The organism is Arthrobacter sp. P1_A5, assembly GCF_056406825.1.
Genome location: NZ_JBFTZL010000134.1, coordinates 1 through 10,347, shown reverse-complemented (window position 1 = coordinate 10,347; position 10,347 = coordinate 1). Strand labels below are relative to the sequence as shown.

Annotated in this window: 11 protein-coding genes; 4 read left to right on the top strand and 7 right to left on the bottom strand. The window is 65.0% G+C overall.

All coding sequences use genetic code 11. The annotated features are described in order from the left end of the window. Positions 1 to 223, bottom strand: a 223-nt coding sequence (locus AC1D1S_RS15710; RefSeq protein WP_476994873.1) for a helix-turn-helix domain-containing protein, incomplete at its 3' end; no start/stop codon positions are given. On the opposite strand from AC1D1S_RS15710, the gene AC1D1S_RS15705 reads away from it, so the two are divergent. Continuing rightward, positions 222 to 1,547: an MFS transporter gene (locus AC1D1S_RS15705; RefSeq protein WP_476994872.1), complete on the top strand. Its 1,326-nt coding sequence runs from the start codon at positions 222 to 224 to the stop codon at positions 1,545 to 1,547. The two genes, AC1D1S_RS15710 and AC1D1S_RS15705, sit on opposite strands and share 2 nt — an antisense overlap. After that, on the top strand, positions 1,540 to 2,826 hold the full coding sequence (locus AC1D1S_RS15700) for an FAD-dependent oxidoreductase (protein WP_476994871.1): 1,287 nt from the start codon (positions 1,540 to 1,542) through the stop codon (positions 2,824 to 2,826). The genes AC1D1S_RS15705 and AC1D1S_RS15700 overlap by 8 nt, the downstream gene beginning before the upstream one ends. 252 nt (positions 2,827 to 3,078) lie before the next feature. Here AC1D1S_RS15700 and AC1D1S_RS15695 read toward each other — a convergent pair whose 3' ends face one another. The 5 genes from AC1D1S_RS15695 to AC1D1S_RS15675 all read right to left on the bottom strand — a co-directional run bounded on the left by AC1D1S_RS15695 (position 3,079) and on the right by AC1D1S_RS15675 (position 6,460). Further along, entirely contained in the window at positions 3,079 to 4,176 is a 1,098-nt protein-coding gene (locus AC1D1S_RS15695) for an ATP-binding protein (RefSeq protein WP_476994870.1), read from the bottom strand. Between the two features lie 843 nt (positions 4,177 to 5,019). Next, positions 5,020 to 5,304 carry a hypothetical protein gene (locus AC1D1S_RS15690; RefSeq protein WP_476994869.1) on the bottom strand — a complete coding sequence of 95 codons (285 nt, stop codon included), beginning with the start codon at positions 5,302 to 5,304 and terminating at the stop codon, positions 5,020 to 5,022. 7 nt (positions 5,305 to 5,311) lie between these two features. After that, positions 5,312 to 5,725: a hypothetical protein gene (locus AC1D1S_RS15685; RefSeq protein WP_243177539.1), complete on the bottom strand. Its 414-nt coding sequence runs from the start codon at positions 5,723 to 5,725 to the stop codon at positions 5,312 to 5,314. Positions 5,726 to 5,863: 138 nt separating this feature from the next. After that, complete coding sequence (locus AC1D1S_RS15680; RefSeq protein WP_243177538.1) at positions 5,864 to 6,085, bottom strand: hypothetical protein; 222 nt, start codon at positions 6,083 to 6,085, stop codon at positions 5,864 to 5,866. A 75-nt stretch (positions 6,086 to 6,160) separates the two neighbouring features. Continuing rightward, entirely contained in the window at positions 6,161 to 6,460 is a 300-nt protein-coding gene (locus AC1D1S_RS15675) for a hypothetical protein (RefSeq protein WP_243177536.1), read from the bottom strand. A gap of 256 nt (positions 6,461 to 6,716) precedes the next feature. Between AC1D1S_RS15675 and AC1D1S_RS15670 the strand changes: the two genes are divergently transcribed. Continuing rightward, positions 6,717 to 7,208, top strand: coding sequence for a hypothetical protein (locus AC1D1S_RS15670; RefSeq protein WP_476994868.1), 492 nt, complete (start codon positions 6,717 to 6,719; stop codon positions 7,206 to 7,208). Between the two features lie 275 nt (positions 7,209 to 7,483). On the opposite strand, the gene AC1D1S_RS15665 is transcribed toward AC1D1S_RS15670, so the two are convergent. Beyond that, a complete protein-coding gene (locus AC1D1S_RS15665; protein ID WP_476994875.1) occupies positions 7,484 to 9,400 on the bottom strand; it encodes a glycoside hydrolase family 15 protein in 1,917 nt (638 codons plus the stop codon). A 211-nt stretch (positions 9,401 to 9,611) separates the two neighbouring features. Between AC1D1S_RS15665 and AC1D1S_RS15660 the strand changes: the two genes are divergently transcribed. Continuing rightward, positions 9,612 to 10,055: a VOC family protein gene (locus tag AC1D1S_RS15660; RefSeq protein ID WP_476994874.1), complete on the top strand. Its 444-nt coding sequence runs from the start codon at positions 9,612 to 9,614 to the stop codon at positions 10,053 to 10,055. Positions 10,056 to 10,347: the final 292 nt, after the last annotated feature.

Genomic DNA, 10,347 nt, shown 5'->3' with positions numbered 1-10,347 from the left:
GGGCGGTGGAGGGCGCCACGCCCAGCTCCTCGGCGGCGTCCTTGAGCCGGAGTGCTCCGCCGTCGCGGAGCAGCTGGAGGAGCTGCAGCGCGTTGTCCACCGCCTCGATGGAATAGGTGGGCCGTTTCTGGACGGGCTTCCGGGCCGCTCTGCCGGATGGGTTGTTCTGCACATCAGAATTGTATTGTGGTTCACCTGCGGCGGCTAGGACAGTGAGTGGCATGAATCACACACAATCTGTTGCAGTGCCGCAACGGTCTTCGCCGGGGGCCCCTGCCCCCTCTACCGTTGGTGGGCCTGCATCACGGTTCTCCAAAGGCTCGGCAGCCGCCGTCCTGGTCTGCTGGCTGTTGGTGGTCTTCGATGGCTACGACCTGATCGTCTACGGCACGGTCCAGTCCTCCCTGATCTCCGAGACCGGTTGGGGGCTGACCAAGGCCACCGCCGGGACCATTGGTTCCATGGCTTTCGTCGGCATGATGATCGGGGCGATCTTCGCCGGCCGGATGGCCGACTCGTGGGGCCGCCGCCGCACCATCCTGGGCTGTGCCATCGTCTTCTCGATTTTCACCATCCTCTGCGCCTTCGCCCCCAACGCAGCCGTCTTCGGGGGGCTGCGGCTCTTGGCGGGCATTGGGCTCGGTGGCCTGGTGCCCTCGGCGAACGCCCTCGTTGCCGAACTGGTCCCCACTAAGTGGCGGTCTACCATCGCCACCCTGATGATGTCCGGCGTCCCGATCGGCGGGTCCATCGCCGCCCTCGTCGGCATCCAACTGATCCCTGCTTTCGGCTGGGAGTCCATGTTCCTCGTGGCCGTGCTCGCACTGATGATCGTGGTGCCTCTCGGACTGAAATACCTGCCCGAGACGCTGGCCCCGGTCAGCGCCGAGGACAGGCGAACTCGCAACCTCAAAGAGCCGATCGGCTTCAAGTCCCTGCTCCGCGCCCCTTACCTGGGGGTGAGCCTGCTGTTCGCCCTCGCGACAATCGCTACCCTGTTCGCCTGGTACGGGCTGGGAACCTGGCTGCCCAACCTCATGCAGCTGGCCGGGTACAACCTGGGCTMAGCCCTGACCTTCGCCCTGGCCCTCAACCTGGGTGCGGTGGCCGGCTCGGTCATCACGGCCTGGGCCGGGACCCGGTTCGGCCCGATCCCGACGGCGATCGCCGCGGCCGCCGTCGCCGCCGGCGCGCTCGTGGTCCTGGTTACGGGACCACCCGTGACGGTCGTCTACCTCATGCTGGTCCTCGCCGGCGTCGGCACCCACGGCACCCAGTGCCTCATCATCGCCGCCGTCGCGAGCCACTATCCCGGGCACCTGCGGGGGACCGCGCTGGGCTGGGCGCTGGGGACGGGCCGCATCGGCGCCGTCGCCGCACCCCAGATCGGTGGCCTCCTGCTGGCTGCCGGACTGGGCGTCAATTCCAATTTCCTGGCCTTCGCCGGTGCAGCCGCGATAGCAGCGGTCCTGCTGGCCGCCGTCGGGCTCAAACTCAAATCAAAACTCTCAACCTCCCCTTCACTAACAGGAGCAAGCAATGTCTGAGCACGTCCCGTCAACCAGTTTCCTGTCCACCGACGGACTGTCCACTGATGTCCTCGTCATCGGAGGGGGAATGGCCGGATTGGCCGGAGCCCTCGCGCTGCGGGAAAGCGGCGCCAACGTCACCCTCGTGGAGCGGGCCCCCGAATTCGGCGAGGTCGGCGCTGGGCTGCAGATGGCGCCCAACGCCTCCCGCGTCCTGAAGCGCTGGGGCCTGCTGGACAAGGCCCTGGAGATTGGCGTCCAGCCCAAGCACCTGGTCTTCCGCGACGCCGTCACCGGCGAGGAGCTCACGCGCCAGAGCCTCGGCGGGGAATTCGAGGAACGCTACGGTGCGCCCTACGTGGTGATCCACCGCAGCGACCTGCACCGGGTCCTGCTCGAGGGCTGCGAAGCGGCGGGCGTGAAACTGGTCAACGATGTCATGGTCGAGAGCGTGGAGACCGTGAACGGCAGGGGAGTGGCTCACACGGCCGCCGGCGTGGACTACGAGGCCGACGTCGTCATCGGCGCCGACGGGCTCAAGTCCACCCTGCGCCCGCTCGTTGCCGGCGACGAGCCGGTCCCCTCGGCCTACGTCGCCTACCGCGGCACCGTGCCCATAACCGAACACACACCCAAAGCGGACCTCGAGGACGTCATTGTCTACCTCGGACCGGACTGCCACCTGGTGCAGTACCCGCTGCGCAAGGGCGAGCTGCTGAACACCGTGGCCGTTTTCAAGTCCGCCTCCTTTGAGCGCGGCGAGGAGCAATACGGGGGAGTCGACGAGCTCGAGGCCGCGTACAAGGACTGCGTCCCCGCCGTCCAGGCTGCGCTGAAAAACCTAGGCACCAGCATGCGCTGGCCCATGTACGACCGCGATCCGATCGAAAACTGGGTGGCCGGCCGGATGGTGCTGATGGGCGACGCCGCGCACCCGATGCTGCAGTACCTGGCCCAGGGCGCCTGCCAGGCGCTCGAGGACGCAGCAGTCCTGCAGGACGTCACCAACGGCACCGTGTTCACTGCCGCCGGCGTCAACCCCGCAGCCTGGGACGGCGCGATCAAGGAATTCAACWGCCTCCGCGCCGGCCGCACCGCCAGGGTCCAGCGCACCGCCCGCGTCTGGGGCGAATCCTGGCACGTCTCCGGGCTGGCCCGGACGCTGCGCAACCTGCTCTTCAAGAGCCGGATGGACAACGATTTCCGGTACAACGACTGGCTGTACGGCCAGGACGGCGACGGCGTGCCGGCGGCCCGCGCGGCACACTCCGGCATGGCGGACAAGATTTCCGCCTGATCCGGGCTCCGGGCCGGGCGCCGTCATTGAGTGACCCGTTACGAGCTCCGGGCCGGCTTCCTCAAGGAGCCCGGCCCGGAGCTTCTTCCGTCATGATCCGGTGCGGACTTTCCGCCGATTCCTGGATGTTGTCGACGCACGGTATTCGTCAACGGCAAGAATTCCCGGCCCCCTAGGCTGTGCTACGTCCGCGGCCCCGCCGGAATCATCATCGGGCTGGTCGAGGAGCTCCGCTGACGTTCCGTCACTGCATCAGGCCGACGCTGTTTCGCGGAGGTATTGGCGGAGTCCGGGGATTGCGAAGTCCACCCTGCCGTAGCCGGCTGACTCGATCAGGCCCGCGGCGATGAGTCTCTTTCGGTACTTGGAAACCACGTTGGGCTTGGCCGTCATGATGTTTCCGATCAGGCCCGCTGCCGATGATCCATCCTGAAGGGCCATGGCGTCGAGGAACTCGCGGTCCTTGTCCGAGATATCCGATAGCGCTGACTCGACGACTACTAGTGTGTTTCGTCGGTGAGCGGCGCTGATGGCGCTGTGCACGCTACTMTCATCCAGTTTCCAGTCGGCCTTTCCGGCCTCCAGCCAGAGGTAGTAGCCCACAAGCTGAATAAGGAAGGGGTAGCCCTCCGTAGCCTCCGCGGCTTCACTGACGAGGCCGGGGGAGACGTCTATCCCTCCCTCACTGAAGAGCTCGCTGTAGGACGCGGTGACTTCGGCGATGGCTGCCTCGTGGAGATTGATCCTGTCGGCGCGTCGCAGGAAGGTCGCCACTCCTTCATTGAGGAGGTCGGAGACGGCGGATGGCAGGCCGGCGAAGATGAGGCCGATGGGCAGTCCGTCGCGGATGAAATGCTGCACTTCAGCGGCCAGTTGGGAAATTTCTGTGCGGTCCACCGCATGTATCTCGTCGATGGTGATAACGAGTCCTGTACCTTTGGCGTCCAACAGCCGCAGAAGTTCGTTCCCGGTCCGTCGCCAGTCGGCACTCCGTTCCTGGGGGAGTTGCGTTGTTAGTCCGAACCCTGCCGCCGAGAATGCTGTGATTTTCCGTGTTGGGGGCCCGTCTCCGAGTTCCTCGACAAGCCGGAGCATGTCGTCGCCGATTCCGGCGAGGAAACCGGGGTTTGCTGTTCGGGAGATTACCGCCCAGCCGTGAGTTCCCGCGATCCGTTCCGCGGCGCTCAGCATGACTGTCTTGCCGATGCCTCTGGATCCGGTGATGATGGTCAAAAGCCCGGGTGCTCCCGAGCCTTGCTGCAGGCCGTACTCGAATTCATCCAAGAGCCCGGCCCGCCCAATCAAGTCCGGCGGCGTGGCCCCTGCGGTGGGCTTGAACGGGTTCCGCACCGGGACCTCCAGGGTGAAAGTAGGTGAAAGTGGTGAAAGTGGTGAATTTGGGGCCAGCCTACCACCCTTGACACCCCGGCCAGAAGCTGCGGCGAAGCGGCCTCAGTGAGAGCCGGCGGGGGAGTAAGCCCGTCGGCACCCTGCGGAAGAATTGGCCTGATGGCCTGTTTGCCTGTTTGCCGCTGATCGAGTCCTGGCGTTAGCTTGGCTGACGTGGACCCGCAGGAGGCTGGGGTGACGCCTCGGAGCCACGCCACTTCACCACGCCGCAAGTTGCATCAACCTGTGAACGGGCGTACCCGCACGGCTAAAAACAACGACTGAGCGCGAGCACTCACCTGCGGCAGTTAGTCTGACCTAGTGCATGATAGAAGGTGGCCCTTACTGATCGGCCGGATCTGCCTCGCAATTGTCAGCGCGGGCCTCCTGGCATTCGGCGCGATTGTCGCTGCGGTTCCGATGGGCGCAAACGTGGGGCTGTATCGGGCGAACGGTCTCGCCTCGTTCGGGCTGGGACTTTTTGGCGGTCTTATCGTGCTCGTGCCATATCGACGAGGCGAACCCTGGGCGTGGTACGCACTTTGGTTCTACCCGCTGTTCTGGGCCGCCCACCTGATTGGTCAGCTTCCGCCGGGTACTGACCATATCCACCAGGTCGTCTTCATCGCTCTTTCGTTGACCGGGCTCTTACTGCCGGCTCGGGATTTCTTTCCTCCCGCAAAGAGGTCAGAGCTCGGTGACGAAGATGCCGCCGCCCAGAGCAACATTTCGACCAGCTTCCTCCGCCTCAAGGCCCCGTCCAAGGCCTCCCACCGCACAAGATCTAAACGCCGATAATCAGCATTATGTAAGGTAACTATGTATAACGCTACAGAAGGGGCTTGGTTCAGTCGTGAGACCGCTCCCCTCTGGAGTCAACCCGAGACCCGATTTTGTACTTCCCCAGATCACGCCGTTGGTGAATTGGAAGCCCATCACATCGGCGTAGTCACTGGCGCTTTGCTCGTCGCCGAACACGCCAAGGATCGTGTCGTGCGGCGACTCGTCATGCTGGACGATCCACACATACCCCTTCCGGGTGCGGAACCGTTCGAGCGACTTTCGCATCCAGCTCAGTAATGCATCCATGCCGCCATCATCCCCCGCCTGCCGGATGGCCCCCGGGAGGTAGACCCTGCTCCTGGTGGCCGCTCTCCGGCCGCCCGCCCGCCACCAGCCCGATGATGAGCCCGATGAGCGCTGCCGGTAGAGCTAACACGGCCCCGAGGTGCGGAATGAAGCTGTCGGGCATGACGGCATCCGGCCAGCCGACCAGCAGGGCCGGTGCCGCGACGGCCAGGACTATCGGCCATCCAAGATCCCTCAGGCGTGCCCAGGCGGCTGCAGCGGCCGAGGCGGCAGTTCCGGCGAAGATTAGGGCGTGGCCAGGGCCTTCCCCTGGGGTGCGGATGAGTGAGAATGTCATGGCCAGGCCCGCGGCGGTGAGTAGGAGGGATGCCAGGATGGCCAGGGTCCACAGGGTGGCCTGTCGGCGGCGGCGGGTGTTCATGGGCTCAACCTACGCCATGGGCTTTTCGGGTCCTACTCCCCCGCGTTTTTGTAGTGTTATGCAGAGGGTGCGCAAAGCGGAAACCCCCGGGAATCCAGTGATTTCCGGGGGTTTCCGCTGCGAGTAGCTGGGTTGGCGTCAGCCTGGGAGGCTGCCGCCGCCGTTGTAGCCTCCGTTGACCCGGGTGGCGTTCGGGTAATAGCGGCCGTCATTGCCCAGTTCGCGGTCGCGGGTAGCGCGCGGCTCGAAGTGAGGGTGCTTGTTACCGGCGCCCACCTTCTTGCGGACGACGAAGTAGACGACCGTTGCGATCAATGCCGTGATGATGAGGGCTGTGATTACTGCTTGTGTTGTGTCCATGGTTCCTTGTCCGATCCGTTCCGCGCGAGTGGTGGAGTAGCTGGGGTGGCGTCATGACCCGCCGCTGCCGCTGATTCAGTGATTGGCGGCCGTGGAGGTCGGGTTGGTGCTCCCGTTGTGAGGTGCGGTGTGGTTGTGGCTGTCGCGCGCGTCAAAGTGCGGGTGCTTGTCCGTGAAGAGGAGGTAGTTCAGCTTGGCTGCCAGACCAGGCTTTCGCGGCTGGTCGGTGCCAACGGCGATTGCCGCCTCCCCCTGGGTGTTGGCGTTGTCTGCGATCCTCTTGGTCGTGCGTCGGTAGGTGACGGTGAAGTAGATCGCGGTTGAGATGAGGGCTGCGATCATGAAGGCCGCGAATGCTGCCTGGGGTGTGGTCATGGCTTCATTGTCCCTCCCACCCCAGGGCTGGGGGCGGATATTTGCCGTTGGATTGCTCGGCTAATGCGTGGTCAATTATTCGTCCCCCTCCCCGCTTACCCATGCAAGAAGGGGCCCCAAAAATTGGTCACCCAAACCTAATGACAATCAGAGGTCCTACGTCTATGGTCAGGTTCAGCGTTCATTCCTAGGGGGAATAATGGATCGTGCTCGGCATCTGCCACTCAAGATTTCCGTTCTACTGGCTTCACTGCTCATGACCTCATGTGCAGCGACGCCACCTGGCGGGCAGTCCACGCCGACGCCCCTCTCAGCATCCGCTCAAGCTGACAAGAGTGCACCCACTCCCCTCCCGGCCACCACATCCCAGCCGCAGCAAACGTGCGCCCCATTCCTGCCCGGAGCGCCGTGCACCACCTACGACAGCGTCTCAGCCGCATCGAACGGTAAAGCCCTCCCGTGGGCGGCGAACRGAGCCGTCAAGGCTCAGCTCACGTCCATCAACGGTGAGCTGCTGCTGACCGTGCGGACCCCATGCGGGCCCCTGGGCGCCCCGGTGGTCATCAAGGGCAACATCCTCACCGTCGCCGGGAAGATTGCGACAGGCGCTGAGGGATGTGTAGGCGCTGAGGGTTACCAGCGACTCTGGGTTCAGGAATTCCTGAAGCGGCCCATTGCAATGACGTATGAAAGCGGCAAGCTGCTCTGGTCGAGCGGCGACGATTCGCTCACCTTCAAGGCCGAGTAACCATCCCATTCACACTTGGCGGACCGCCTCACGGCGGTCCGTTTCTTTGACCTGCCCATGTCCGCATCAGGAAAACCAAGGAAGCAATCAACAACGGAGGGCCCGGATTCCTGCACGTCACTCCACATGGGCTGCTCCTTGCCTCTCCGGATCGGTCACCTCTCCGCACGGCTGCGGCGGGGCAGAACATCCGGTTCCGGGACCCGCGTCAGGGCGGCTTCCCGTGGAAGCGTGAGCCCGTCGTTGCAATCCATACCTTGACCTTCGTCTGCGTATCAGGGCGTGCGGTGGGCCGGGGCGAACTGCGCCGCGCGGTTGGTTTCTTCGGCGCGGATGAGGTGCACGAGCGCGTTGATGAGGGCCAGGTGGGTGAACGCCTGTGGGAAGTTGCCGAGGTGACGGCCGCTCACCGGATCCAGCTCCTCAGCGTAGAGGCCTAAGGGACTGGCAAGGGACAGCAGACGTTCGCACAGTGCCTTGGCGCGTACCACCTCTCCGATCTCGACCAGGGCTGAGACGAGCCAGAACGAGCAGGTCGTGAAGGTCCCTTCGTCGCCGGTGAGACCGTCGTCGGTCTGCTCGGGGCGGTAGCGCAGGACGAGTCCGTCCCGGGTGAGTTCATCGGCGATGGCCAAGACCGTGGCGCGCACGCGTGGATCGCTGATGGGCAGGAATCGGACGAGCGGAACAAGGAGAAGCGAGGCATCGAGGTTCATCGTGCCGTAGGACTGGACGAATACGCCTCGGTCGTCGACACCATTGCGGCAGATGTCCTCGTGAATCTCCGTGGCGACGGCGTCCCACTTGCGGGCGTAATCAGCCTGACCGTGCAGGCGCGCCAGCCGGGCACCACGATCCAGGGCGACCCAGCACATGAGCTTTGAGGAGGTGAAGTGCTTCGGGTCGCCACGGACCTCCCAGATGCCGTGGTCGGGGTCCCGCCAGTGCGCGGCGGCTTGCTCGACCTGGCGGAGCAGGACGGGCCAGAGCGGCTCGGGAAGCTGGTCACGGGATTTGGCGTGGAGGTAGACGGAGTCCAGCATCATGCCCCAGACGTCGAGCTGGCGCTGGTGGGCGGCAGCGTTGCCGATCCGGACGGGGCGGGCGCCGTCGTAGCCGCCGAGTCCCTCGACAGTGACCTCGGGAAGGTCCCTTTCGCCGTCGATGCCGTACATGATCTGCAGGTCGTCCTCGGCGGCGACGTCGCGGATGAAAGCGAAGAAGTCGTCGGCTTCCCGGTCCAGGCCGAGGGTGTAGAGGGCCCAGAGCGCGAACGTGGAATCGCGCACCCATGTGTACCGGTAGTCCCAGTTCCGCTCTCCCCCGGGCGTCTCGGGCAGCGAGGTGGTGGGCGCCGCGACCAGAGCTCCAGTCGGCGCGTAGGTGAGGCCCTTCAACGTCAGCGCGCTGCGCTGCAGCTGCTCCCGCCACGGGTGGTCGGGGAACTCGCCCCCGGTGATCCATTGCCTCCAGAATTCAGTGGTCTGCCACTGCTTGCGTGTGGCTTCTTCCCACGTCCGCGGCGGGGGCAGCGACCCCCAGGAGAGCGCGATAAAGGCCTGCTCGCCCTCGGTCATCCGGCTGCGGATGACCGCGATGGAGTCCTCGATGCCCAGCCGGCGGTCGGTAGTCAGATGCAGCACCGGATCCCCCTCATCGCCGCTGGCGGTCACGGCCTCTCCGTATCCGGGGCTGGAGAACTCCCACCGTGCCCGGCGCTGGCCGTAGCCGAAGACCGGCTCGCACAGCACGGACAGCTCAACCGCACCGTTGACGCACCGTACGGTGCGCAGCAGGCAATGCTCGGCTTCGTAGTTCGTCGGCGGGCGGCGGTACCGGCCGGCCCTCTCGTCGGTGTGGTGCCACGGGCCCATCACCAGGGCATCCCTCACGATCAGCCAGCCCGTCCTGGTCTGCCACGTGGTCTCCAGGATCAAGCTGCCGGGGAGATAGCGGCGCGCAGTGGGCTCCCGGACGCCGTACGGCGCCACCTTGAAGCCACCCGCGGCGCGGTCGAGGATAGTGGAGAACACGCTCGGTGAGTCGTGACGCGGCACGCACATCCACTCGACCTGCCCGCTCGATGCAATCAAGCAGTTGGCCTCACAGTCCGACAAGAACCCATAGTCGGCGATCGGCGGATACGGGCTCGTGCCGGCCCCAGGCCGCCGCCTCCCCTCTGCCCCTGACACGGCGTCGATCCTCACCACCCCAGTATGTTCCCCTCAGGGTGGAAACGGGACCCCGGCTACGTGGACGGCTTCCTCCCCAACGGTCAGTGCTTCATCGCAGAGGACGACGGCGATGCGGCTCTGAAGAATTTCGCCGATGATTGTGCTGAGAATCCCCGTCGGCTCCGCAATTCCGATGGATCGACAAGATGAACAACGGAGGATTGATCTCATGTCACAGGTACGGCGTTTCGATCATGTTGGTATCACCGTTGCCGATCTCAAAGAGGTGACGGCGTTCTTCGTCGGGCTGGGTCTCGAGGTCGAGGGCACGCCGATGTTCGTCGAGGGCGAGTTCCTCGACACGGTGATCGGCATCCCCGACGCCCGTACGGAGATCGTCATGCTGCGGCCGCCCGACGGAGGTACCCGGCTGGAGCTTTCGAGCTTTGTCCGGCCCGACCACCAGCCTGGATCGCCCGCGGCGATGGCCAATGAGTTGGGGCTGCGCAACGTCGCCTTCGAGGTCGACGACCTCCAGACGGTCGTCGACCAGCTGGCCGCGGACGGCTACGGGCTGGTCGGCAGCATCGGCCAGTACGAGCACATCTGGCGCATGGCCTATGTGCGCGGTCCGGAGGGGATTATCGTGTCCCTGGCCGAGCGGATCGGCTGACCCGCCAACTCCAAATCCGCTAGCACGCCTGCGCCTTGATATGTCAGGGCCCCGCCGAGTGCTGGCATGATGGGCGCATGAGCAGAGTCACATGCGATCTGACTATTTCCCTTGACGGATTCGTTGCGGGCCCAAACCAAAGCATGACGGAACCCCTGGGCCGGGGTGGAGAACTCCTCCACAGGTGGATGTTCGAAGAAGCCGAGTCCAACGCAGCCGAGCTCGAAGGCATCCTCGCCGCCGGCGCCTACATCATGGGCCGGAACATGTACGCCGGTCCAGGGGCATGGGA